The sequence below is a fragment of the Streptomyces sp. PH10-H1 genome (genome assembly GCF_030063355.1).
Classification (GTDB): domain Bacteria; phylum Actinomycetota; class Actinomycetes; order Streptomycetales; family Streptomycetaceae; genus Actinacidiphila.
In genome coordinates this window covers 33,974-57,594 of the sequence record NZ_JASISZ010000041.1, presented here as the reverse complement: position 1 = coordinate 57,594, position 23,621 = coordinate 33,974, and the positions used below count along the sequence as shown (strand labels likewise).

22 protein-coding genes and 6 pseudogenes are annotated in these 23,621 nt (G+C 69.5%); 16 read left to right on the top strand and 12 right to left on the bottom strand.

From position 1 onward, the window contains the following. Positions 1-63: 63 nt before the first annotated feature. Entirely contained in the window at positions 64-690 is a 627-nt protein-coding gene (locus tag QMK24_RS23865) for a hypothetical protein (RefSeq protein WP_283468719.1), read from the bottom strand. A 330-nt stretch (positions 691-1,020) separates the two neighbouring features. Here QMK24_RS23865 and QMK24_RS23860 point away from each other — a divergent pair, with 330 nt between their 5' ends. The 3 genes from QMK24_RS23860 to QMK24_RS23850 all read left to right on the top strand — a co-directional run bounded on the left by QMK24_RS23860 (position 1,021) and on the right by QMK24_RS23850 (position 3,245). Next, positions 1,021-1,194 (top strand): polysaccharide deacetylase family protein, encoded by a 174-nt coding sequence (locus QMK24_RS23860; RefSeq protein WP_283468717.1) that lies wholly within the window; start codon positions 1,021-1,023, stop codon positions 1,192-1,194. A gap of 381 nt (positions 1,195-1,575) precedes the next feature. After that, complete coding sequence (locus QMK24_RS23855; RefSeq protein WP_349307880.1) at positions 1,576-2,835, top strand: glycosyltransferase family 2 protein; 1,260 nt, start codon at positions 1,576-1,578, stop codon at positions 2,833-2,835. Beyond that, positions 2,811-3,245 (top strand): S8/S53 family peptidase, encoded by a 435-nt coding sequence (locus QMK24_RS23850; RefSeq protein ID WP_283468716.1) that lies wholly within the window; start codon positions 2,811-2,813, stop codon positions 3,243-3,245. The genes QMK24_RS23855 and QMK24_RS23850 overlap by 25 nt, the downstream gene beginning before the upstream one ends. A 63-nt stretch (positions 3,246-3,308) precedes the next feature. Here the strand turns inward: QMK24_RS23850 and QMK24_RS23845 are convergent, their stop codons facing one another. Next, the gene (locus tag QMK24_RS23845; protein ID WP_283468714.1) at positions 3,309-3,749 is read right to left on the bottom strand and encodes a hypothetical protein; all 441 of its coding nucleotides are present in this window, start codon (positions 3,747-3,749) and stop codon (positions 3,309-3,311) included. Between the two features lie 327 nt (positions 3,750-4,076). Here QMK24_RS23845 and QMK24_RS23840 point away from each other — a divergent pair, with 327 nt between their 5' ends. After that, on the top strand, positions 4,077-5,606 hold the full coding sequence (locus QMK24_RS23840; protein ID WP_283468713.1) for an APC family permease: 1,530 nt from the start codon (positions 4,077-4,079) through the stop codon (positions 5,604-5,606). 89 nt (positions 5,607-5,695) lie between these two features. Then, the gene (locus QMK24_RS23835) at positions 5,696-7,378 is read left to right on the top strand and encodes a flavin monoamine oxidase family protein (RefSeq protein WP_283468711.1); all 1,683 of its coding nucleotides are present in this window, start codon (positions 5,696-5,698) and stop codon (positions 7,376-7,378) included. A 16-nt stretch (positions 7,379-7,394) separates the two neighbouring features. Here QMK24_RS23835 and QMK24_RS23830 read toward each other — a convergent pair. Both QMK24_RS23830 and QMK24_RS23825 read right to left on the bottom strand, forming a co-directional pair. Next, a pseudogene (locus QMK24_RS23830) lies at positions 7,395-7,523 on the bottom strand (IS630 family transposase); the annotation flags it as partial. 68 nt (positions 7,524-7,591) lie between these two features. Continuing rightward, complete coding sequence (locus QMK24_RS23825) at positions 7,592-8,461, bottom strand: UbiA family prenyltransferase (protein WP_283468709.1); 870 nt, start codon at positions 8,459-8,461, stop codon at positions 7,592-7,594. 140 nt (positions 8,462-8,601) lie between these two features. Here QMK24_RS23825 and QMK24_RS23820 point away from each other — a divergent pair, with 140 nt between their 5' ends. The 4 genes and pseudogenes from QMK24_RS23820 to QMK24_RS23805 form a co-directional block, all read left to right on the top strand. Further along, positions 8,602-9,660: a type III polyketide synthase gene (locus QMK24_RS23820; protein ID WP_283468706.1), complete on the top strand. Its 1,059-nt coding sequence runs from the start codon at positions 8,602-8,604 to the stop codon at positions 9,658-9,660. Between the two features lie 12 nt (positions 9,661-9,672). Beyond that, positions 9,673-10,224, top strand: coding sequence for an isoprenylcysteine carboxyl methyltransferase family protein (locus QMK24_RS23815; protein ID WP_283468705.1), 552 nt, complete (start codon positions 9,673-9,675; stop codon positions 10,222-10,224). Continuing rightward, positions 10,221-11,237 (top strand): NAD(P)/FAD-dependent oxidoreductase, encoded by a 1,017-nt coding sequence (locus tag QMK24_RS23810; RefSeq protein ID WP_283468704.1) that lies wholly within the window; start codon positions 10,221-10,223, stop codon positions 11,235-11,237. The genes QMK24_RS23815 and QMK24_RS23810 overlap by 4 nt, the downstream gene beginning before the upstream one ends. A 190-nt stretch (positions 11,238-11,427) precedes the next feature. Further along, positions 11,428-11,679: pseudogene (locus tag QMK24_RS23805) on the top strand (LysR substrate-binding domain-containing protein); the annotation flags it as partial. Here the strand turns inward: QMK24_RS23805 and QMK24_RS23800 are convergent. Together QMK24_RS23800 and QMK24_RS23795 are read right to left on the bottom strand one after the other, a co-directional pair. Then, a pseudogene (locus QMK24_RS23800) lies at positions 11,649-11,977 on the bottom strand (transposase); the annotation flags it as partial. The pseudogenes QMK24_RS23805 and QMK24_RS23800 overlap by 31 nt on opposite strands. A 200-nt stretch (positions 11,978-12,177) precedes the next feature. Continuing rightward, positions 12,178-12,690, bottom strand: a complete 513-nt coding sequence (locus tag QMK24_RS23795) for a nuclear transport factor 2 family protein (RefSeq protein ID WP_283468703.1) — start codon at positions 12,688-12,690, stop codon at positions 12,178-12,180. Here QMK24_RS23795 and QMK24_RS23790 point away from each other — a divergent pair. Next, positions 12,640-13,071, top strand: a pseudogene (locus QMK24_RS23790) (hypothetical protein); the annotation flags it as partial. The gene QMK24_RS23795 and the pseudogene QMK24_RS23790 sit on opposite strands and share 51 nt — an antisense overlap. Positions 13,072-13,284: 213 nt before the next feature. Here QMK24_RS23790 and QMK24_RS23785 read toward each other — a convergent pair. From QMK24_RS23785 to QMK24_RS23770, 4 genes are all read right to left on the bottom strand, one after another. After that, positions 13,285-13,884 carry a TetR/AcrR family transcriptional regulator gene (locus QMK24_RS23785; protein WP_283468701.1) on the bottom strand — a complete coding sequence of 200 codons (600 nt, stop codon included), beginning with the start codon at positions 13,882-13,884 and terminating at the stop codon, positions 13,285-13,287. Between the two features lie 249 nt (positions 13,885-14,133). Beyond that, positions 14,134-14,478, bottom strand: a complete 345-nt coding sequence (locus tag QMK24_RS23780) for a hypothetical protein (RefSeq protein ID WP_283468699.1) — start codon at positions 14,476-14,478, stop codon at positions 14,134-14,136. Then, positions 14,475-15,113: an RNA polymerase sigma factor gene (locus QMK24_RS23775; protein ID WP_283468697.1), complete on the bottom strand. Its 639-nt coding sequence runs from the start codon at positions 15,111-15,113 to the stop codon at positions 14,475-14,477. The genes QMK24_RS23780 and QMK24_RS23775 overlap by 4 nt, the downstream gene beginning before the upstream one ends. Before the next feature lie 75 nt (positions 15,114-15,188). Continuing rightward, on the bottom strand, positions 15,189-15,515 hold the full coding sequence (locus QMK24_RS23770) for a hypothetical protein (RefSeq protein ID WP_283468695.1): 327 nt from the start codon (positions 15,513-15,515) through the stop codon (positions 15,189-15,191). Positions 15,516-15,843: 328 nt separating this feature from the next. Here QMK24_RS23770 and QMK24_RS23765 point away from each other — a divergent pair, with 328 nt between their 5' ends. Next, positions 15,844-18,237 (top strand): alkaline phosphatase family protein, encoded by a 2,394-nt coding sequence (locus QMK24_RS23765; protein WP_349361998.1) that lies wholly within the window; start codon positions 15,844-15,846, stop codon positions 18,235-18,237. Positions 18,238-18,777: 540 nt separating this feature from the next. Here QMK24_RS23765 and QMK24_RS23755 read toward each other — a convergent pair. Then, entirely contained in the window at positions 18,778-19,368 is a 591-nt protein-coding gene (locus QMK24_RS23755) for a hypothetical protein (RefSeq protein ID WP_283468693.1), read from the bottom strand. Between the two features lie 145 nt (positions 19,369-19,513). On the opposite strand from QMK24_RS23755, the pseudogene QMK24_RS23750 reads away from it, so the two are divergent. Both QMK24_RS23750 and QMK24_RS23745 read left to right on the top strand, forming a co-directional pair. Then, positions 19,514-20,190: pseudogene (locus QMK24_RS23750) on the top strand (response regulator transcription factor). 397 nt (positions 20,191-20,587) lie between these two features. Further along, a pseudogene (locus QMK24_RS23745) lies at positions 20,588-20,728 on the top strand (transcriptional regulator); the annotation flags it as partial. A 106-nt stretch (positions 20,729-20,834) separates the two neighbouring features. Here QMK24_RS23745 and QMK24_RS23740 read toward each other — a convergent pair. Then, a complete protein-coding gene (locus tag QMK24_RS23740) occupies positions 20,835-21,239 on the bottom strand; it encodes a winged helix-turn-helix transcriptional regulator (RefSeq protein ID WP_283468691.1) in 405 nt (134 codons plus the stop codon). Positions 21,240-21,273: 34 nt separating this feature from the next. Here QMK24_RS23740 and QMK24_RS23735 point away from each other — a divergent pair, with 34 nt between their 5' ends. From QMK24_RS23735 to QMK24_RS23725, 3 genes are all read left to right on the top strand, one after another. Next, on the top strand, positions 21,274-21,432 hold the full coding sequence (locus QMK24_RS23735) for a hypothetical protein (RefSeq protein WP_283468690.1): 159 nt from the start codon (positions 21,274-21,276) through the stop codon (positions 21,430-21,432). A gap of 218 nt (positions 21,433-21,650) precedes the next feature. Next, positions 21,651-22,037 carry a transporter substrate-binding domain-containing protein gene (locus tag QMK24_RS23730; RefSeq protein ID WP_283468688.1) on the top strand — a complete coding sequence of 129 codons (387 nt, stop codon included), beginning with the start codon at positions 21,651-21,653 and terminating at the stop codon, positions 22,035-22,037. Between the two features lie 394 nt (positions 22,038-22,431). Continuing rightward, on the top strand, positions 22,432-23,607 hold the full coding sequence (locus QMK24_RS23725; RefSeq protein ID WP_283468743.1) for a serine hydrolase domain-containing protein: 1,176 nt from the start codon (positions 22,432-22,434) through the stop codon (positions 23,605-23,607). The last annotated feature ends 14 nt before the right edge of the window (positions 23,608-23,621 follow it).

The following is a 23,621-nucleotide window of genomic DNA, read 5'->3' as shown; positions in this document are numbered from 1 at the left end:
AGCGCCGTGCCGGCCACCGCGATGCGGCGGCCGGCACGGCGCTGGACGCGCCCGGGAGCGGTGTCAGGCGCCGTCATTGCGGCGCGCGCGGCGGGTGAGGAACAACGCCCCGGCGGCAGCGGTACCGGTGGCGGCCAGACCCGCTCCCACCACGGTCGGGGAGGGATCCTGCTGCGTCCCGCCGCTGCCTGCGGCCACGCCCCCGCGCGGCAGCCTTCCCGTCGTTCCGGGCTCACCCGGGGTTCCCGGAGAGCCCGTGCCCCCGGTCGTGCACTCGACCTTGAATACCTTCATCTTGCCGGCGCCGTTTTCTCCTGTGAACTTCCAGGTGAGCTTGTACATGCCGTTCGGCAGACTGAGGTTGGCGGTGAAACCGGCGCCGTTCTTCAGGATCAACTTCCCCGTCAGGCCGGCCCCGCCGGGCTTCTTGGGCTGCGTCACGATGGAGTAGTTGATCTGTTGCGCGGTGTCGAAATTGAACGCATCGAGATAGAACGAGCAGACCTTGGGTTCGTTGCGCTGGTCGCTGACCGCCGTGGTGCTCTTGTGGATTTTCACGTCTCCGTTGTCGCCGGGTGCCGCGATCGCGGGGGAGGCGGTGAGTACGGCGGTGCCGGACAGGCCGAGGGCGGCCGCGGCCACCGCTGCGGCTCGGATGTGGCGGTGGTGTCGGGGTGCAGAGCGGGGCATGACAACTCCTATGCACGGTGGCGGGCACACTCCCGCCGGGCAAAGAGACTATTAGTCATAAAAAATGCCCATGCCATCTCGACACGCGGGGAGCATTTCGAATTCACGCCGATGGCTCCCGCGCGGAGCCGCCATCTGCTCATCCCGGTCCCCAGGTCCGCGCAGCGACCGAGCTGAACGCCAGGCGGACAACCAGCGCAAAGTCCTCGACCAGTCCCGTTGCGAAGGGCGCCGGAACCAGCCGGCCGGCGACGACTCGGCACCCATGAGTTCGGGAAGCGCCGGACGGGTGCCGGCTCTGGTCGCCCACGGCGGCCCCGTGATCGCAGGTTGCCGCCCGTCCCGATCTCGTTCGGCGCATCCTTCACCCACGCGAACCTCGGCGCGGTCCCCGGCTGGCAGCGCTCCCTGGAACTGCGCGAATGCCAACTCGCACTGGCCGGCGCCATCGGACGGACCAGTTCGCTGATGCGCCCCCGTACTCCTCCGTCAACGATGCCCTGAACGACGGTGATTGGGACGCCGTCCGCGCGGCCGGCCAGGACGGCTATCTGACCGTGCTGACCACCCAGGACAGCGAGGACTGGCAGCGGCCCGGCGTCGACCGGATCGTCGCCAACGCCACTCCGCGCGGCACCGCCAGCCAGATCCTGGTCATGCACGACGCGGGCGGCGACCGCTCCCAGACCGTCGCCGCCCTCGACCAGCTGCTGCCCCGGCTCACCGCCCGCGGCTACGCCTTCAAGACCGTCGGTGACGCCGTCGGCGTGCCCCGGGCCATGAAATCCGCCGCCGTCAAGGACCACTGGCTCGGCCTCGGCCTCATCGGCACCCGTCCGCAAACGGGGCACCGGGTGGGGGCCGCCGGTCACCGCCCCGGTCGGCGTGATCGTGCCCGCGTACAACGAGAGCGCCGGCATCGAGGCCGCCGTTCGCTCGCTGGTCGCCTCCGACCACCCCGTCGAGGTCATCGTGGTCGACGACGGCTCCACCGACGGCACCGCCGGCCTCGTGGAATCACTCGGACTTCCGTATGTCCGCGTCATCCGGCAGCGCAACGCAGGCAAGCCCGCAGCCCTCAACACCGGGATCGCCGCGGCCTCCTACGCCTTGCTGGTGATGGTCGACGGCGACACCGTCCTCGAACCGGAAGCGGTACGCATGCTGGTGCAGCCCTTCGCCGACCACCGCATCGGCGCGGTCTCGGGCAACGCCAAGGTCATCAACCGCGGCGGGCTGCTCGGGCGCCGGCAGCACATCGAATACGTCGTAGGCTTCAATCTCGACCGTCGGCTGTTCGACCTCGCGGAATGCATGCCCACCGTCCGAGGAGCCGTCGGTGCCTTCCGTCATGACGCGCTGCTGCGGGTCGGGGGCGTCAGCGAGGACACCCTCGCCGAGGACACCGACCTGACCATGGCGCTGTGCCGCGACGGCTGGCGGGTGGTTTACCAGGAGGACGCGATCGCGTGGACCGAGGCACCCGCCTCGCTCTGCGCGCTGTGGCGACAGCGCTACCGCTGGTGCTTCGGCACCCTGCAGGCCATGTGGAAGCACCGCGGCGCCCTGATCCAGTCCCGCGCGGCGGGCAAGCTGGGCCGCCGCGGACTGGTGTACCTGCTGCTCTTCCAGGTCCTGCTGCCGCTGCTCGCGCCGGTCGTCGACATCTACGCCCGTCTACGGCCTGGTCTTCCTGGACCGGGTCCGCGTCCTCGGCCTGTGGCTCGCCTTCCTGCTGCTCCAGGCCGGTATGGGGGTGTACGCCTTCCGTCTCGACGGCGAAGGGGCCGGAGCGCTGTGGAGCCTGCCTCTGCAGCAGTTCGTCTACCGGCAGCTGATGTACCTCGTCGTCTTCCAGTCCGTCGTCACCGCCATCGCGGATGGCGTCTGCGCTGGCAGCGCGTGGAGCGTTACGGAAGCCTCCAAGGCCCCGCCCCGACTAAGAACGCCGCCCCCGCGACTCCTGCGACCGCTGGTGGTCCCGCCCCCGACCTGGCCGAGTCATGGCTCCACGACGCGCACGCCGCCTCCGGGGCCGGTGACGTCCGCTACCTCCGCGGCGGGATCACCCCGGGACTGTACGAGGGACCCGGCCAGTACGAGAGTGGCACCACGGCACCGTGGGACGGCGGAACCGGCTACTGACGACCGTCTGGAGCGGCGCCGGCTCCGGCTGCTCCAAGTACGACGCGAAGCCCACCTGGCAGAAGGACACCGGCTGCGCGAAGCGCACCGTCGCCGACGTCTCCGCGGTCGCTGACCCCAACACCGGCGTCGCGGGCTACGACACCTACGGCCAGGACAACGGCTGGGAGGTCTTCGGCGGTACCAGCGCCTCGTCCCCGCTGATCGCGGCGGTCTACGCGCTCGCCGGGACCCCGTCGGCCGGTTCGTACCCCGCGTCCTTCCCGTACGCCCACCCCATCGCGCGCTTCGACGTGGTGAGCGGCTCCAACGGATCCTGCTCGGGGTCCTATCTGTGCACCGGCACCACCGGCTACGACGGTCCGACGGGCCTCGGTACCCCGAACGGCACCAGAGCCTTCAAGGGCTGACAATCCCCTGAAACAGCAGGCGGGGGCGGAGCGGCTCCGGTCGCTCCGCCCCCGCCCGCGTGCTCAGGACGCGGTCGGTATGCGTGCGGCGAAATCCCGGCCGGCGGCCTTCGCGGCCGGCGGGAACACCATCTTCAGACCCTTGTCCTCGCCCTGGACGGAGAGCACGGTCTTGAGGCCGAGGCCGAGCAGCGCCTTGCTGAGCGGGGCCGCGGTGATCATCTCGCGCGGCAGGGCCATGAGCAGTTTGCCCGGCTTGCCGGTGGCGGTCTTGCCGTCGAAGAACAGCAGACGCTGAGCCGTCAGCACCCAGTACATCGGGCGCGGCTGGACGGTGGCGATGACCATGCCCGCGCTGAGCACTCCCACCAGGGCGGTGGTGAGGACCTGGCGCTTGACCGAGACGGTGCCGGTGTTCGCCATGCCCGTGAGCTCGATGTGCTCCTGCGGTGCGAGCGCGGGCTGAGCGATCTCCAGCAACTGCCGGTTTCGTCTGGTGTTCACGGTGTTCCTCAGGTTCGGGTTCGGACTGATGTGCAGTGGGATGTGCAGCAGCCTAGAGGCGGTGCGGGTTCGCCGACTGTGAGCCAGGTAAAGCGGGGGTTGGCATTCCGCAATGTCTTGATCAGAGACCTCCCGGTTGTCCGACGGTGTCCGGATTCCTCCTTGGTGGCCAACGGCACCGTGCACCGACTCCTCGCGCCGACCTTGGCAACCTGACACTTCGTTAACAAGGGCACTCGCAGCCTGTCAATTGTGGCGCGGGTCACGGCGCACCCAAGCTGCCTCCTATCTCGCTCTTCCCTCTCCCTCTCCTCTTCAGGAGGCGCCATGTCCCAGGTGTCCACCAGCGACGGCGGACCGCTGCCCACGCAGCTCGCCGACGCCCCGCAGCCGGCCGGCGCCGGTCAGGTCCAGCGCCTCAAACCCAACTCGGTCGGGCTGCTCGGGGTACTGTTCATGGCATTGGCGAACGCCGCTCCGGTCACCGCGATGGCCGGCAACCTGCCGATCGTGATCGGTTCGGGCAATGGCATCGGCGCCCCTGCCGGGTTCGTCTTCGTCACCGTCGTCCTGACGTTGTTCACCGTCGGGTACGTGGCCATGGCCCGCCACATCACCGCGGCCGGCGCCTTCTACGGCTATGTCTCCCACGGCTTGGGCCGCCTCGCCGGAATGGCCGCCGGGATGCTCGCGGTGCTGGCCTACGTCGTCTTCGAAGCATCGCTGGTGGGGATCTTCGCGTACTTCGCCAAGACCGTCGTCCAGACGCAGTTCCACATCGATCTGCCGTGGCTGGTGTACGCGCTGGTGATGATCGCGGTCACCGCGGCGCTGTCCCATTTCGACCTGGACATCGCCGCCAAGGTACTCGCGGTGTTCCTGGTCGGCGAAGTGACGCTGCTGCTCGTGCTGGCCGTCTCGATCCTGCTGCACGGCGGCGGCCCGGACGGCCTGGTGGTCTCCACCGTCAATCCCACCAAGGCCTTTGCGGGTCCGGCCGCGGGCCTGGGGCTGTTCTTCTGCTTCTGGTCCTGGGTGGGGTTCGAGTCCACGGCCATGTACGGAGAGGAGTCCCGTAACCCCAAGAGGATCATTCCGCGCGCCACTTTGGCGGCCGTGATCGGGCTGGGTGTGCTCTACACCTTCGTCTCCTGGATGGTCATTTCCGGGAGCGGGCTGAAGGGAGTGACCCAACAGGCCGGGATATTCGATGTGTTTACCGCACCGCTCCACCAGTACCTGGGTCAGTGGTCGGTCACCGCATTCGGGTGGCTGATGTGCAGCAGTTCCTTCGCCTGCGGGCTGGCCTTCCACCAGTGCGCTTCGCGCTATCTCTACGCGATCGGCCGCGAGGGCTTCCTCCACCCGGGCCTCGGGCGCACCCACCCGCGGCACGGCTCGCCGTATCTGGCCTCCGCCGTGCAGTCCTGCATCGCCCTGGCGATCGTCGGGGCGTTCTGGGCGGCGGACAAGGACCCCTATGTCGACCTCTACACCCTGATGGCGATCCTGGGCACGCTCGCCCTGCTGGTGGTGCAGACGCTGTGCGCGTTCTCCGTCATCGCCTACTTCCGCCGCCATCATCCCGAGAGCCGGCACTGGTTCAAGACGCTGGTCGCCCCGGCCGCCGGCGGGCTGGGCATGATCGCCGCGATTTACCTGCTGCTGGCCAACCTGGACACCGCCGCGGGAGCGGCGTCCACGTCCCTGGTCTTCAAACTCATCCCCTGGATCGTCGGCGCGGTCCTCCTCAGCGGCCTGGCCGTCGCCGCCTATATGCGCGCCCGGCGCCCGGACCGCTACGAGGTGATGGGCCGGATCATCCTCGAGGACACCCAGGAACGCGCCGACATCTGACCCCGGGCCGCGGTCGCCGACCGGGCGACCGCCTCCGGCTCTCCGACGACCGCATTCGGCTCTCCGATTTCCTGAAGGGACCCACCCTCATGGCACGTACCGCCCCCCTGCGCGCCCTGCACCAACTCGCCGAAGAACACGCCGCGGCCCGCCGGCTGCGCATCCCCGTCGACGACCTGCGCGGCCTGCGCGCCGAAGCCGCCGCGGACCCCTCCTCGCCCAGCCGCCGGGAACTGCTGCGCTGGGCCGGCGCCGCGGGTGTGACCGTGGCCATGGCCGGCTCCGGCGTGCTCCTGCCCACCGGCCGTGCGCACGCCGACACCGCGGTTTCCCCCACCAAGCCCGCCTACCGCAGCGCCCGGGTCGCGGTGATCGGCGCCGGAATCTCCGGACTCACCGCGGCCCTCACGCTCAACGACGCCGGGGTGCCGTGCACGGTCTACGAGGCCAATCCGGCCCGGATCGGTGGCCGGATGTACTCCGAGAGCAGCTACTGGGCAGGCGGGCAGACCTCGGAGTACGGCGGAGAACTCATCGACACCGGCCACAAGAAGATCCTGGAACTGTGCCGCCGGTTCGGCCTGAACACCGTCGACTTCGCCGGCGCAGGACCCAACGGCGCCGCCGACGTGCTCTGGTTCGACAACACCTACTACCCGCGCGCCCAGGCCGACATCGATTTCAAGGCCGTTTACCAGGCACTGCACAGCGACCTGACCTCCGCCGGTGCAGTCACCTGGAACCGGACCACGCCCGCCGGCACCGCCCTGGACAACCTCTCCCTGTACGACTGGATCGAGACCCGGGTGCCCGGCGGCCACTCCTCCCCGCTGGGCCGGTTCATGAACGTGGCCTACAACGTCGAGTACGGAGCCGATACCCAGGGCCAGTCTTCACTGGCCCTGGTTCTGCTCATGGGTTATCAGCCCAACCCCGGCAGCTTCAACATGTGGGGCCTGTCCAACGAGCGCTACCACATCGCCGGCGGCAACGACCTGCTGCCCAAAGCGATCGCCGCACAATTGCCGTCCGGAACCGTGCAGATGGGATGGAAACTGCTCGCGGTGCGGGCCAACTCCGACGGCACCCAGACCCTCACCTTCGACCAGGGCGGCAGCACCAGAACCGTCACCTCCGACCAGACGATCCTCACTGTGCCGCTGCCGATTCTGCAGGGCCTGGACACCAGCCGGGCCAACTTCGACCCTCTGATGACCAACCTGCTGCGGGACGCCCGCATGGGCTACTGCACCAAGCTCAACATGCAGTTCAAGCAGCGGACGTGGGACGGCGCCGGTCCCTGGCCGGGCGTAGCCGAGGGCAGCTGCTTCACCGACCTGCCCTTCCAGCAGATCTGGGACACCACCCAGGGACAGCCCGGCAGCACCGGCATCCTCATCCAGTACGGCGGGGGTTCCCTCGCACACGACCTCAACCCGTCCACGCCCTTCCCTTCCGACTCCTCCAGTTACGTCAGGACTCTGGTCTCCTCCGTCCTCACCGACGTCGACAAAGTTTTCCCCGGCACCCAGGCGCAGTGGAACGGCAAGGCGCTGCTGTCCGCCTGGCACAAGAACCCCTACGCCCTGGGCGCCTACTCCTGCTGGCCCGTCGGCTACCTGCACCGCTACGCGGGCTACGAAGGCACCCGCCAGGGAAACATCCACATCGGCGGCGAACACTGCTCCTACGACTTCCAGGGCTACATGAACGGCGGCGCGGTCGAAGGCGAGCGCGCGGCGAGCGAAACCCTGTCCGATCTGAGAATCTGACCCGACAGCCTGAGCCGGCCACCGTGCTGATGCGGATGACGCGGCCGTGGACTGTGCGCGGGTAAGCGGCGAGTTTGCGGATGGACCAGCGGGTGAAGGGCTGGCCGAGTTTGGTCGGGCGGGTGGTGGCCGTCGCGATGACGAAATGGAACGGGCCCGCTCCATGCCGGCTGCTGCGGCAACCAGCGGGAACTCGCTCGTAGGACCTTGTGCTCACGCGATACTGGTGCCGCGCAACAGCAGCAATGCCACATCCATGGCCGCGACGCAGACCGCTGAGGCGAACGCCGCTTGCTCCCAACGGCGGCCCAGCATCATGCCGGCCACTGAGACCGCCGAGGCAGCTGTGATGGCCGCTACGCCCCACCCGCCGGGCGACCCCGCGGGTCCCATCACCAGGATGGCGGACGCGGCCACCAGCGGTACCGGCAGCAGCAGCCGGGTGTTCCTGGTCCCCAGCCGCTGCGGCCATCCCCGCACCCCTGTCGCCTGATCCCTGCCGATGTCGGGCAGCACATCGCCCAGGTGGGCGCCGATGCCCAGCAGGGCGCCTGCCGTGACGAGCCACCAGGCCGGCCAGGGATGCTGCGGCGCTCCCAGCGCGACGAACGCCGGAAGGCTGCCGAAGCCCACCGCGTAGGGCGCCCAGGACCACACTGTCGCCTTGAGCCGCAGGTCGTACGCCCAGGCTGCTGCCACCCCGCCCAGATGAACGGCGCCCGCCCGGAGACCGCAGGCGAGGGACAGGGGAACGCACAGCGCCAGGGCGAGGAACGCGGCGGACCACGCGGTGGTGACGCTGACCGTACCGGCGGCGACAGGTTTGTCGTGGCGGCCGGTGGCCGTATCCCGGTGCGCGTCGTACGCGTCGTTGCACCAGCCGGCGGACAGCTGCCCGGTCAGGACGGCGGCAGCGGTCAGAATGCAGCGCGGACCGCCCTGGCCTGCGGTGACAGCCAGCGCTGCCATCAAGGTGGTGACTGCTACGACGGGTCCGGGATGGCACGATCCGGCAAGGCCGGTTACCCGGCCTCCCCACCGCGCCACCGCGCCGCCGACGGGTACCTGTTCGGGGGTGACCATCGGCCGATCGTAGGCGTCCCGGCCCGGCCGGAGGACCGCGCCGCCCCCGGGGGACCCGCCGGATGGGCGATCAAGGGTGTCGAGTGCCCGGCCGGGGGGGCATGGATGCTGAGCAAGCTACCCCGAGGCGGGAACCCCACATGACCCGGATCGCAGCCGTTCACGGTGCCCTGGCACCACACCACCATGCCCAGAACGAGATCACGGACATGGTGGCCCGCACCTGCCTGCCCGAAGGGGCCGACCGGCGGGTCCTGGACCGGTTGCACCGCAGTGCGAAGGTCCGCTCGCGCCATATGACGCTGCCGCTGGAGAAGTACACGGAACTGGACGGCTTCGGTGCCGCGAACGACGCCTTCATCGCGGGAGCCACCGCCTTGGGCGCAAAGGCCGTGCGTGGCGCGCTGCATTCCGCGGGCCTGTCCGCAACGGATGTGGATCTGCTGTTGTTCACGTCCGTCACCGGCATCGCCACCCCGTCGATCGATGCCCGGCTGGCGGTCCGCCTCGCGATGCGGCCGGATGTCAAACGGCTTCCCCTGTTCGGCCTGGGTTGTGTCGGCGGCGCAGCCGGACTGGCCCGCGTGCACGACTACCTGCTCGGGCGCCCCGACCACGTGGCGGTCATGCTGTCGGTTGAACTGTGCTCGCTCACCTTCCAGCGCGCTGACGCTTCGGCCGCCAACCTCGTTGCCACGGCGCTGTTCGGTGACGGCGCTGCCGCGGTCGTCGCCTGTGGCGCGGCCCGCTCGGAGGCGCTCCTCGGCCCGACGATCGTGGACTCCCGAAGTCGCTTGTATCCGGACACCGAGCACGTCATGGGCTGGAACATCAGGGACACCGGCTTTCAGGTCGTCCTGGATCCGGCCGTTCCCGATGTGGTGCGCCGTCACCTCGCCGACGACGTCCAGGGGTTCCTCGGGGACCACGGGCTGAAGCCCAAGGACGTGACGGCGTGGGTGTGCCACCCCGGCGGCCCGAAGGTTCTGCAGGCCGTCGCGGAAAGCCTCGAACTGCCCGATGGGGCTCTCGACATCACGTGGCGGCACCTGGCAGACGTCGGAAATCTCTCCTCGTCCTCGGTGCTCCACGTGCTGCGCGACACCCTGGCCGAACGCCGCCCCCCGCCGGGCTCGCCCGGTCTGCTGCTGGCGATGGGACCCGGATTCTGCTGCGAACTGGTGCTGCTGCGCTGGTAGGTCGGAGGACACATGCTCTGGTACGGACTGCTGGTGGCCGCCGTCGCCGCTGAGCGGATCGGCGAACTCATAGTCGCCCGCCGTAACGAGCGATGGAGCGCGGCGCGCGGCGCGACGGTGGCCGGGCAAGGCCACTATCCAGCGATGGTCGCGCTCCACACCGGTCTGCTGGCCGGCTGCCTGGCGGAGGTGTGGCTGGCCGGCCGGCCCTTCGTGGCCGCCCTGGGCTGGCCGATGCTGGTGCTGCTGGTGGCCGCCCAGGGGCTGCGGTGGTGGTGCATCGGCACCCTGGGACCACGCTGGAACACCCGGGTGATCGTCATTCCGGGCCTTCCGCTGGTGACGAGCGGTCCCTACCGGTGGCTGCGGCATCCGAACTACGTGGCCGTCGCCGCCGAGGGCCTGGCCCTGCCGCTGGTCCACACCGCCTGGGCCACCGCGGCGGTGTTCACCGTGCTCAACGCCGCCTTGCTCACCGTGCGCATCCGCTGCGAGAACCGGACCCTGTCAGCCGCGTCCGCATCCGCGCCGGTGTTCGGCACGGGCCGGGACGCCACGACGTGATCGATGTGCTCGTGGCCGGCGGCGGACCGGCCGGGCTGGCCGCCGCCATCCATGCCACGCTCCTCGGCCTGGAGGCCGTCGTCGTCGAACCACGTTCCTCTCCGGTGGACAAGGCCTGCGGAGAAGGCGTCATGCCCGGAGGCGTCATGGCGCTGCGGGCGTTGGGTGTCGACGTCGACGGCCGCGAACTGCGCGGCATCCGCTACGTGGACGGCGACAGCCGCGCCGAAGCGTCCTTCCGCGAGCGGACCGGGCTGGGGATCCGCCGGACGGCGCTGCATGCCGCACTGCACCAGCGTGCACGCGACCTCGGCGTGCGGGTTGTGGCGGACAAGGTCGGTACAGTGCGCCAAGGTGCGCAATCCGTGACAGCGGCGGGAATCACGGCTCATTGGCTGATCGCCGCCGACGGCCTGCACTCACCGCTGCGCCGCGGCTTGGGGCTGGACCTGCCATCAGGCCGCGCGCCCGGCCGCTACGGGCTGCGCCGGCACTTCCGCACCGAGCCGTGGACGGACTTCGTGGAGGTCCACTGGTCCGCCCACGGCGAGGCCTACGTCACTCCGGTCGGCGACGACGTAGTCGGCGTCGCGGTCCTGAGCAGCGACCGTCGCGGGTACGACGAGCACCTGGCCGCCTTTCCCGCCCTGGCATCGGCACTGCGCGGCGCGGCCGCGACCACCGTGCGCGGCGCCGGACCACTGCGCCAGCGAGTGCGGCGACGAGTCGCCGGGCGCATCCTGCTCGTCGGCGACGCCGCAGGGTACGTGGACGCCCTCACCGGCGAAGGCATCGCCCTGGCGCTGGCGACGGCCGGAGCCGCGGTACGCTGCGTGGCCGCCGACCGTCCGCAGGACTATGAACGCGCCTGGACGCGGCTGACCCGGCGCCACCGGTTGCTGACCGGAACTCTGCTGGCCGTGAGCCGTCATCCCCGCGCCACCCGCCTTATCGTTCCCGCGGCCGCCCGGCTACCCCCGCTCTTCTCGGCCGCGGTCCACGCACTGCAGTAATGGCGCTTGTCCAATCCTTTGGTGGAGGCCAGACGCGCTCCGCGCGCGCCGGAGACGCGCCAGTCATCGCGCGCGATGGCCCCGGGCCCGCGCGGTGCGGGGCCCGGCCGTCGGCGAACAGGAGCGCGAGCTGACGGGCTTGCGGAATCTGGCCACCGGGCGGCTGCGGGTGGGCGCCTTCCCGACCGCAATGGCGAACCTGGCACCCCTAGCCCTTGCCGCCTTCAGCCGCCGGTACCCCGACATCGACGTCGACCTGCACGAGGGGACCACCCCCTCCCAACTCAAGGCGCTGGAGGACGCATCAACCGATCTGGCCATCGTCGCAGTCACCGGCGAGTCTCCTGGCGATCGCTTCACCCTCGAGGCGCTGCTGGATGACCCGCTGCTGCTCGCAGTCGAGCGGGGGCACGCCCTGGCCCTGGAGCGCGCCGTGGATCCCGACGATCTGGCTGCCGAGGCGTGGAGCCACTCTCCTCGGGCGCCGTCCTCGCCGCGCAGTAGGAGCTGGCGGCCGTTCCGGCAGGTCATGATCTGGCCGAAGACGGGTTCGACGATGGCTTTGCGGCGGCGGTAGGAGGCCCGTCCGGGCTTGGTCCGCAGTTTGCTGGCCATGTGTTCCTTGAGGGTGGCGCCCGGGGGATACGTCCGCCTGGTGCGGGTGGGACCCCCTCGTCGTGGGCCAGGCGACTCCTGGTCATGAACGTGTCCGTCCCGCAGGTGAGTTGGCGGTCTCTCGCGGGCCAGATGTCCCTCGGGCAGCCAGTCGTCCAGCGACGGCAGCAGCAGGACCTGATGCGGGTCGAAAGCCCGGAACCGCTTCTCCACCCCAGCCGGACGACCCTGCCGTTGCTGCTTCTCGACCGGCTCGACCTCGAACAGCCATCCCCACCACGCATACCGATGTCATCCCGTACGAATGATCACAAACACGGACAGGTTACCGTTCGCCGGCCTGCTCCTCGTGCGGGCGCAGGGCTTCAGCGACCGCCATGGTGTCCCAGTAGAACGGGTGTATTTCGGTAATGAGCCCGTCTTTGACGGTGATCAGTTGCATGACCGAAGTGTCCAGGACCCGGCCGCTGGCGCGGGCCTGCAGGCGGCCTCGGTTCAGCACCACGACAGCGTCTCCATCGACCACGAACCTCTGCTCCAAGAACTCCAACGACTGCCACGCTGCGCTCATCGCGGCCATGAACTCCTCGATGCCGCCCGGCCCGCGCCAAGTGCCCCCGTAGGGCAACCCAGGTGCCTGGTACATCACCACCTCAGGGTCGAGACACTCAGCGATCCCGTCAAAGCTGGCCTTGCCCATACCTCCGGCCGCGATGTAGGACGCTTCGGCCGAGTAGAACTTCTGCAGCACCGCGAAGGCGTCGCCCGGCGCGCGCACGTCTGTGTGCGGCGCAGCGAGCGGATCAGCCGGATCCTTCGGGTTCAGGCCGACCGGCACGCGGAGATGGACCAGGCAGTCGCCGGGGACATCGTCGCGGTGATCGGGCCGAAGGCCGCCCGCGCCGGGGCCACCTTGTGCGTACCCGCGGCTCCGCTGCTCCTCGAACCGCCGACCACGGCCGATCCGGTCGTCGCCGTAGCGGTCGAGGCGCGCAGGACCACCGATACGGACCGGTTGGTGTCGGCATTGGTGCGGCTGGTCGAGGAGGACCCCTCACTGGTGGTCAGGACCGGCACGGCGGTGATCACCGCAGCCGTGCCGCTGGCCGAGCTGTTCGGCTACGCGACCCGGCTGCGCAGCCGGACGCAGGGCCGGGGAACCTTCACCACCCGGCTCACCGGCTACGCCCCGGCCCCGGGCTCGGTGACCGCCCGGTGACCGGCGCGGTGTCCGGCGGGACACCGTCCCGATAGCTCACGGTCGGCCCGATGGCACCCAAGGTTCGGCGCACGCCTCAGTGGCGCACCCACTGGATGGACACCTTCCCTACCCTCTGATTCCCGACCGTCCGAGCGCCTTCAGGCGAAGTGCACCGCGCTGCTCTGAGGCAGCGTCGGCGACGGCAGAGTGCCGGGAGGGCGGGCCGCGTGGTCATCGTGGGCGCAGGCCCTGCACGAGTGACGTGATCGCCCCGCCGACGACGGTGTCGACGTCCCGGTCGAGCATGAGGTCCTGGGCAACCATGGTCGCCAGCCCCTGAACCATCGCCAGGACCGCCATCGCAACGCGGTCGGGATCGCCGGAGACGATCTCGCCGGAGGTCTGCGCCCGCGCGATGAGGTCCATGGTGGTGCTGAAAGCCTCCTGGTTGGCCTCCCGCAGGCCAGGGGCCTCCTTGAGGTCCCGGCGGGACAGGATGAGCCCGATCAGGATCGGATGCTCGGCGGTGAAGGACACGTAGCCGCGCGCGAAGGCCGCCAGCCCCGCTTCGAAGTCGTCGTACGGCCTGGCCATCGCGGCGCTGAGCCGTTCGCCCATTTCCTGCAGCCCGTGCACGGTCAGGGCGTCCAGCAGCGCCTGCTTGTCGGGGAAGTGCCGGGCGGGCGCGCCGTGGCTGACGCCGAGGTCGCGGGCGAGTTCGCGCAGCGACAGCCTGCTCACTCCCACCTGTTCGATCTTGTCTTCAGCCAGGGCGAGCAGCGCTTCGCGCAGGTTGCCGTGGTGGTAAGGGGTGCTCGTTTTCTCGGCCATGCCCCGACTCTATCAAAAAGTGGGCGTTGACTACATAGTAGGCAGTGACTACATTGGGGAATGTAGGCAGGACACCGAGTCGCGGAGGGCGACATGAGTGGCTGTACGTGGTTCATCGCTGGTGCGGGTTCGGGCTTCGGTCTGGAACTCACCCGGCAGTTGCTGGCGGGCAATCCGTCGTGGCCGCCGCGTACGCGGCCGATGTCGTGCGGGACCAGCCGTGAGCGCCCGGCGCGATCCGGACATGATCTATGGCCGACCGGTCACATGGGGGTCCGCAACGGACGGGCTGACCGGGCGGGTAGGTGTGGACGGCGGTGGTTCACTGATGCCCGGGGTGCGGGCGGGCGGCACCGGGGCCGGGTCCAGTGGCCTGCCGGGCAGCAGCACCAGCAGGCACACGGCCACCACGGCAGCAGCCGCACCGAGCGCGGCGAAGGCAACCCTCCGCACCCGGCGCACTCCCCAACTACGTCCCTGCGGGGGTGCGTCGCGGCACAGATCGCGGTGGGTGACGAGCGCGGCGCGGGCGGCCAGCGCGGCGCGCAGCCGGTCCTCGGTCGCAATCCGGCGGTCTTCGGCATCCGGCTTCATCGGCCCGCCCCCAGCTTCTTCTCCAGGACATCCAGCGCGCGGCTCGCGGTGGACTTCACCGTGCCGCGCGACAGTCCGAGCGTCTGCGCGATCTGCGCCTCGGTCAGCTCCGACCAGTAGCGCAGCACCAGCACCTCGCGCTGACGCTGCGTCAATTGCGCCATTGCGTCGAGAACGTGACGGTGCTCCTCGGCGAGCAGCAGCCCCTCGTCGACGGGCGGCCCGTAACCCTGGTGGGGCGGGGTGTAGGCACGGGCGGTGCGACGTCTGCGCAGCACGGAGCGGGCTGCGTTGACCACGGCGGTGTGCAGGTAGGCCCCGGGGTCCTGGAGCCCGTCCAGCGAGGTACCGTGCGTGCGGCATACGGCGGCGAAGGCGTCCTGGACGACGTCCTCGGCGGTGTGCAGATCGTCCACCAGGAAGAGCGCGAGCCGCACCATGTCGAGTCGCCGTGCCCGGTACAGCTCGGTCAGCGTGGGCGGCTCGTCGTCGTACGGCGTACCGAGTGCCCGCAGATGACGTCCCCGTACCGGCACATCCCCGGTCCAGGGCATGCGGGATACGTGGGACGTCCGGGGCATGCGGGAGAGCAGACGGGACCACCAGGGCGGCGCTGCGGGAATGGCATACTGCATGGGCCTCGATCCGTTGCGGGAGGGGCGGGCGGGCCTGCGGAAAGGCCGGCCCGCCCCGTGGTGCTGCCGCTGCTGCTACTTCTGGACTCCGCTGCCCGGCTGGATAACCCGGGGCGCATTCTCGGCCGGGGCGGGCCCTGCGCCGGGCTTGCCCGCATCGGCCGGCTTGCCCGCATCGACGACCTTCGGGGTACCGGTGGGCTTCGAGACGCCGGGCTTCGACGCGGCCTCCGGGGCTGCGTCCCCGGTCGTGGCGACCTTCGGCGCGGCGGGGGCCGGCCTCACGCCGGAGTCGGCGACGGCCTGCGCGGCGAAGCCGCCGCCCAGCAGCAGCGCGACACCGGTGACGGTACCCAGGACCCGGGGGCGGGGGCGGTAGTTCCGCTTGGCGTGCAAAGACATGAGATTCTCCCGAGGAAGTGACGGAAACACGGTCTGGAACAACAGCTGAAGGGCGCCTTCAACCCACCAGACGTGCGACACCCCTCGAGGTTGCGACCACATCCGAGAAACTCCACTCCGTACGCCGCGGGTGATGCCTCGTCGAGGTGAGCGAATGCTTCAGCGGCCAGAACTTTGAACGACCGGGGAGTGAATGACTCGGCAAAGAATGCTCCGGGCTCTTTACGCTGCGCTCGGCCCGCCGGAGCATGGGGGAGTCGTGTCATGTAAACTTCGCGACTCTTCCGGAGGCAGTTTCATGGTCAGGAAGTTGGGGAGCGTTGGCATCGTGGCCGCCGTTCTCTCGATAAGTCTGTTCGCCGCTCCTGTGGGCCTGTCGACGAGTCAGGCCGCAGGCGGGGCCGCTCATCCGGCGACGGGTGTCGGCTCGTGCACCCTCAAGAACTGGAACCCCAGCGCCGACCCAGGCGACGCCAAGGATCTTCCCCAGGGCGCGCGTCCGCAAGGCTACAAGCCTGACGACTACGACTGCACCGGCGCCAAGTTCGCCGCGCCGGGCGTGGAGTTCGCGAAGTTCCCGCAGCCGCACGACTTCCGTGTGGGCAACCAGCGGCCGGCCGGGCCGGCGGGAACGGGTGGGTCGGCGCAGACGAGGGCGGCGGCGCAAGCGGCCACCAATCCGCTCGCCCCGTACTTCCCGCCGTTCACACACATCGTGGTCCTCTACCGGGAGAACCACACCTTCGACGACTACCTCGGTGACTGCGCCACCACGGTCCAGGCCGGCTGCAAAGGCTCGGTGCAGAGCACGAACCACATCAGCTCCGTGCCCAACCTCCATGCCCTGGCCAAGACCTACGCGCTCATGGACACCTACAGCACGGGCACCCAGCCCCCGAGCGGCCCCAACCACTGGTGGCTGTTCTCGGGCCAGTCGTCCTCCAGCTCGCAGCAGCAGTCCTACCCTGCCGCCACCGGGACACAGTTCGACCGTTTCCTCAAGGGCGGCCCCAACGGCACGTACCCGTTCATCATGAACGGCGACTTCTACTGGATGCTCAACAACGGCAGCGGCTACTGGCGCAACCCGGCCACCAACGCCATCGAGGCGCTGCCGGTCAACCGGCCCGGCACGAATATCCCGGAGGAGCTCAACTACAACCACTACACCTGCTGCGGCCAGAACGACCCCGACCAGACCATCGCGAACGACTACCTGAACTTCGTCTCGACGAACGGTCTGCCGACCTACTCCTACGTCGAGCTGTTCAACGACCATCCCGGCACGTACCAGGACATCCCGACGAACGACGCCGTCACCAAGCAGGTCGTCGACTCCATCATGAACAACGCGACCTACAAGGACAACACGCTCGTCGTGGTCACCGAGGACGACACCCAGAACGGCAGCAACGGCCCGGACCACATCAGCAACACCTACCGCGTACCGACCGTCATCGTGGCCTCACCGACCTACATGAAGCAGCACTACGTCAGCCACGTCGCGTACACGACGGACAACGTGCTGGCCGCGATGGAGCGGGTGATGGAGAAGGTCCACCCCGGCGTCATCGACCCCAACAACACTATCGGCCTGTCGACGTTCCCCATGACGACCGCCGACCAGGCGGGCCTCGGCGACCCCCTGGAGGACCTGTGGCTCCAAGGCGCCACCCCGCTGTCGGCCACGGCCTCCGCCTCGCCGACATCCGGTAACTCGCCTCTTGGCGTGTCGTTCGCCGGCACCGCCAGCGGCGGCTCGCCGCCTTACTCCTACAGCTGGAACTTCGGTGACGGGTCGGCGACGAGCACCGTCCAGAACCCGGGCCACACGTACAACTCCGCCGGGACCTACACCGCGACCCTCACGGTCACGGACGGCTCTTCGCCGGCGAAGACGGCCTCGTCGAGCGTCACCGTCACGGCCTCGCCCATCGCGGGGACGCCGCCGGGCGCACCCACGGGCCTGACCGCGAGCGCCGGCAACGGCCAGAACTCCCTGAGCTGGACGGCTCCGGCCAGCAATGGAGGCGTGTCCATCACGTCGTACAAGGTGTACCGCGGCACGTCCCCGGGCACGGAGACCCTCCTGACGTCGGGCGGCTGCAGCGCCCTGGGCACCGTGCTCTCGTGCACCGACACCGGTCTCACCAACGGCCAGACGTACTACTACAAGGTCAGCGCCGTGAACTCCCTCGGCGAGGGCGCGCAGAGCAACGAGGCCAATGCCACGCCGACCGGCGGCTGCGCGCCGCGGCAGTTGCTGGGCAACCCCGGTTTCGAGACCGGTACCGCGTCACCGTGGTCGGCGAGCAGCGGCGTGATCAGCAATTCGTCGACCGAACCCCCGCACTCCGGGAGTTGGGACGCCTGGCTGGACGGCTACGGCACCACCACCACGGACACGCTGTCGCAGTCGATCACCCTGCCGACGGGGTGCGCCAACTACAACGTCAACTTCTGGCTGCACATCGACACGGCGGAAACCACCACGACGAAGGCCTACGACACCCTGAGCCTGCAGGTGCTCAACAGCTCAGGCACGGTGCTGTCCACGCTGGCCACGTACTCCAACCTCAACCACAACACCGGATACGCGCAGCGCAGCTTCAGCCTGGCGCCCTACGCCGGACAGAACATCACCCTGAAGTTCACCGGCAAGGAGGACTACCGGTCCCAGACGTCGTTCGTCGTCGATGACACGGCGTTGAACGTGAGCTGAGCGACGCCTCGGCCCTGCCCGTTCTTTTGTTCCTGGGGTGTGGGTGGTGGGTGGCGTTCCGGGCGGATGCTGACATCCCCTCGTCCGCCGCCTCCTGCCCGCCGCCACCGGACCCGGCCCGGCCCGGCCCGACACCGACACCAACACCAACACCAACACCAACCGGTAGCCGGGCAACAACTCCACACATGTGAGGCTTCGCGTCCGAGGTGGTCGCGCCAGTCAGTGGGTGCCGCCACCGGCACCTGGAAGCGGCACCCACAGATCGTTCCCCATCCCCCGGCGGGCACCCGAGGAGCAGGCAGGGAGGCAGGGCAAGCAGGCGCGAATGCCGGCCACCGTCGGCCTGCCGGACGGAAAAGGTACGGAGAGTCGCCCGTACCCCGGCCGGCACCACAGTGGTGGTCGGATCCGGGCCCGTGGCCCGCCGCTGCTCCCGCAGGTGCCGGTCGCGCCGCGCGAGAAGCCCGTCGGGTACCGCCGCGTACCGGGCCGCTCCATGCGGACCCGGGGTCTCTGTTACGCGTGTGCCGTTTGTGGTCAGCGGAGGGTGTTGGGTACCTCTGCGTCGACGGTGTTGCTGGTGACCGTGCCGTCATTGCCGGCCAGGGCCACGGCGTGCCGCACCCCGTCGGGGCCGAGCACCACGGCCTGCCAAGCGCTTCCGCCGCCTTGCTGAACCACTACCCGCAGCGATTCGACCTTGCCGCCGGACACGGCTGCCGTCGCCTTGTCCACGGCCTGCGTGGCGGGAAGCGTGGGCAGCGGCGCGGGGGCCTGCGCGGATCCTTCCGAGGAGGTCTCATGTCCCTTTCGGCCAAAATCACCGCTCTTGTCAGTCTTCGACCCGGTCCGGCCGTCCTCCGATTCCTTTCCTTGGCGGGATCCGCGGTCCTCGGCGGAGTACCCGCCCCCGGTGCGCTCCTCGTGGCCGTGCTCCGCCGCCGCCACAGCTGCTGCTCCATCGCCGCCGATCAGCACCACAAGACCGAGAGCCACCCACCGCGTACGCCCATGACGGGTCAGCCGGACGAGTCGGCTGCGGCGCCTCGCCGGTGTATCGACCGTGTCGGCAGCCGCTTCATCCGGGCCCGTGGGGTGCTCGGGGGGCTGGGGATGGGACTGAGTCATCTGGCTGCTCCTTGCATTCTTCGGGCACTCCGCCCGCCTCCGGTAGATCCTGAGAGGAGGATGCTGAAGCTCCGCTGAAGCTCCGCTGAAGCCACCTGAAGAACTCTTCAGCAACCCGGTGGCGCGACCTGAGACCCTAGACCTCATGCGCGTACTGGTGGTCGAGGACGAGCGGCGGCTGGCCGCGGCTCTGCAACGCGGGCTGCAGGCCGAGGGCTTCTCTGTGGACGTCGCCCACGACGGCCCGCAAGGGTTGTGGCTGGCCGGTGAGCACGACTACGACGCCATCGTGCTCGACATCATGCTGCCTGGCCTCAACGGCTACCGGGTCTGCGCCCGGCTGCGCGCGACGGGCTGCGAGTCGGGCATTTTGATGCTCACCGCGAAGGACGGCGAGTACGACGAGGCGGAGGCCCTCGACACCGGCGCGGACGACTTCCTCTCCAGTCCTTCTCCTACGTCGTCCTGGTCGCCTGCCTGCGCGCCCTCATCCGGCGCACTGGCCGCCGCAGCCCGCAGATCATGGAGTTCGGTGACCTGGTGATCAACCCGGCAAGGCAGCGATGTACCCACAGCGGGACCGAAGCCCGGTTGACCTCGCGCGAATTCGCCGTCCTGGTGCACCTGGCCCGGCGGGCCGGGGAAGTGGTGCCCAAGCGGGAGATCCTGGAACAGGTCTGGGACACCGCTTACGAAGGTGATCTGAACGTCGTCGAGGTCCATGTCAGCGCACTGCGCCGGAAGATCGACGCACCGTTCGGACGGGCCGCGGTGGAGACCATCCGCGGTGCGGGCTACCGATTGGCAGCCGACGGTGGCTGAACGTCGCGGTCGACAGGATCGGCAGGGCCCGGTCTTGCGCGGGCTCCTTCCACAGGAGATGCGGCGTCGGGCTCTCGCCCGGATCCGGGACCTCGGGCATCGGTTGCGTCCTCGGTCCGTCCGCGCCCGGGCCACCCTGGGCGCGTCCGCCGTGGTCGCGCTGGCACTCGGCGCCGCCTCCTGGGGCCTGCTCGGTCACCCTTACCGTTCAGGGCGGCCTGCCTGAGCACGGCCTCGGCCAGGCCAGACGCGGCGGGCCGGCCGGCCACATCACGGGTGTAAGCGGGCGGAATGCCGGTACGGGACGCCGCGCAGCGCGCCCGCCGCACCTGGGCGCTGGGCGCCGGGGCACCCCGCCGGACCCGGCAGGCCACCACCTCGTCACCTGGGGCGGACGCTGATCCTCGACCTACCCGCCGCCGCCGTGTCCCGCTACACCCGCGACGGACTCGTCGAAGAACTCGGCCCGAACCGCTGCCGGCTCGTCCTGGGCTCGTGGTCATGGCCCGGCCTGGCCGCCACCATCGGCAGGTTCGACACTGGGCCGGTCTCTGGGCTCTGACGCCCCGGTCTCCAGGGGTCCAGCTCCAACGGAAGTTGAGACTGACCTGGAGGTACGCACCCACCTTCAAGTGCGTGCTTGATCAAATCGAGTCCAGGGACGAGCCTGGTAGAGGCGCGCCAAGCCCTCCGATCACCATCGACCTCATCTCCAAGTGCTGCCTGCCCCAGGTGTCCAGGACCTCCAAGGCCTCGTAGAGCAGGACACCCTTGGAGGTCAGCGAGTACTCCACTCTCGGCGGCACCTCGTCGTAGACCTCACGGTGGACGACCCCGTCCGTCTCCAACTCGCGCAACTGCTGCGTCAGCACCTTCTCGCTGATACCCGGCAGCAGCCGCCTCGCCTCGCCGAAGCGCCGCGGCCGCTCGGCGAGCACCCAAAGGATGAACGTCTTCCACTTCCCCTCGATGACATCCACCGCAGCACCAACTCCACAGACGTGTGACTGCTCGACCACGTCCCAGCCCTCCCATTTCCAGCTGACCACCGATCAATTCCCCATCTTTGAACCGGAGCACCAGATGAGCCATTCCCTGATCCCATCGCCTGCCACCGTCACCGTCACCGTCACCGTCATCGGCCTCGGGCCGATGGGCCAGGCGCTGGCCACCGTCCTACTGAGGGCCGGGCACCCCCGCCGTGCGCAGCCGCATGGAGAGGGGAGCTGTACGTATCCCTGAGGGCAGTTGGGCTGTGTGTCCGCCGCTCCGCGCTGTCGCGCGCGAAAAATCTCCCCTGACAGGGCCAGAGCGGAGGCGAGGACGCCGAGTACGGCATCCACCGTGAGGAGGATCAGGTCCATGGGAGGGATCCGTTCTCCGGGACCCCTGACGCGTAGGCGCCGGCCCGGATTCGACGTTCCGCGTCGTCGGCCCCCCGGGATGTTCCCTCGCCCTCCATGATGACGACCGCGGCCGATTTGCGCAACGCCGTCGCCAAGGTGCTGGGCGTGAACTGGAAGGAGGAGCACGGCACCTTCGTGACGATCATCCCGGGCGTGCAGAACGGCAAGTTCGACGTCGGCCAGGGCAACTTCGGCGTCACCGAGACACGCGAGAAGGTGGTGGACTTCGCCAGCTACCTCACCGACGGCCAGTCCTTCCTCAGCGCCAAGAGCCTCGGCCTCAACAAAGTCACCCAGCTCACCGATCTGTGCGGGTTGACCGTGGCCACCAGCCCCGGCTCGACCTTCCAGCAGATCCTCAACGACGGTGCAGGCAAGTGCGCAGGAGTGGGCAAGACGCCGGCGGGCACCCAACAACCTGGACTCGCCGTCGGCCGGTGAGGTCGTAGCCGCGCCCGGCGGCGGCGATCATGTCCGCGTGGGCGGCACGCAATGCGGTGAGCAGCCGACCGGCAGTACCGCCTACTGCAGGGTCAACCATCTCGAGGGGTCCTGCTGAATCGCTCGCATCAACAGGCGGAACATTGAAGCGTCGAAGAGGACGCCGCGGTACGTCTCTCGGGGACTTGCTCACCGTTGATCACGGCGGTGGATGAGCCCGGTCCGCGGCGATCCGGACCGGCCGCGTCCGTACGGGTGGACTCGCCGGGCGGTGTCCGTGAACGCGGGGTCCGGGGCCAGGGCGAGTGGTGACGTTGCCTGGCTAGGTCCCCTCACACCGAAAGAGACGTCCTGCCATGCGCGCCGTGCCCCCACCCGCCGACTCGCCACCGCCCTGCTCGCCCTCTCCACCCTGGCACCCCTTTCCCTGACCGCGTCCCCGGCCCAGGCCGCCCCGCCGACGGCCGCCGTCGCCACCGCCGACCCGGACGTAAAAGACTGCCCGCCCCACGGCCTGGATCCCGCGCTCGTGGCCCGCCTCGACGAGGCGATCGAGCGCGCCCGCAAGGAGACCGGCGTCCCCGGCGTGACCGTCGGCCTGTGGCTGCCCGGCCGCGGAAGTTACGTCCGGTCGTCCGGGGTGGCCAACACCGTGACCCACGCGCCGATGACGCCCGGCCTCAACATGCGGATCGGCAGCGAGACCAAGACCTTCACCGCCACCGCCGTCCTGGAACTGGTCGACGACGGGCTGGTCAAGCTGGACGACCCGATCTCCGCCTACATCGACGGCGTCCCCGACGGCAACCACATCACCATCCGGCAGCTGGCGGAGATGCGCAGCGGCCTGTTCTCGTACAGCGCCGATCCGGACTTCGTACAAGCCCTGCTCAGCGACCCGACCCGCCCGTTCACCCCGCAGGAGCTGCTGGCGTACGCCTTCCGCCACCCGAACGTCTTCGCCCCGGGTGCGAAGTTCCAGTACTCCAACACCAACTACATCCTGCTCGGCCTGGTCGTGGAGAAGCTCGGCAAGATGCCGCTCGCCGACTTCATCCACCAACGCGTCACCGGGCCGGCCCACCTGCACCACACGCTGTTCCCGCAGGGCGCGGAGTTTCCGGAGCCGCACGCGCACGGGTACACGAACCAGACGCTGACGGGCGCGATCGCCGACACGACGCACTGGAACCCGAGCTGGGGCTGGGCGGCGGGCGCGATGATCTCCGATCTGCACGACCTGCACCACTGGGCCAAGGTGGTCGCCACCGGCACCCTGCTCTCCCCGGCCACCCAGAAGCAGCGGGAGAAATTCATCCCCGTACCCGGTTTCGACGGCGCCGGGTACGGCCTGGGCCTCTTCCAGACCCACGGCTGGATCGGGCACAACGGCTCGCTGCCCGGCTACGAGAGCGTGACGATGTACCTGCCGAAGCAGGACGCCACGATGGTGGTCCTGCTCAACACCGACATCCTGCACAACGGCTTTGAGCCGAGCACCCTCTTCGCCCGAGCGATCACCTCCATCGCCACCCCGGACCACGTCTACGACCTCCCGGCCGGGGGCTGACCGCGGCACACCGT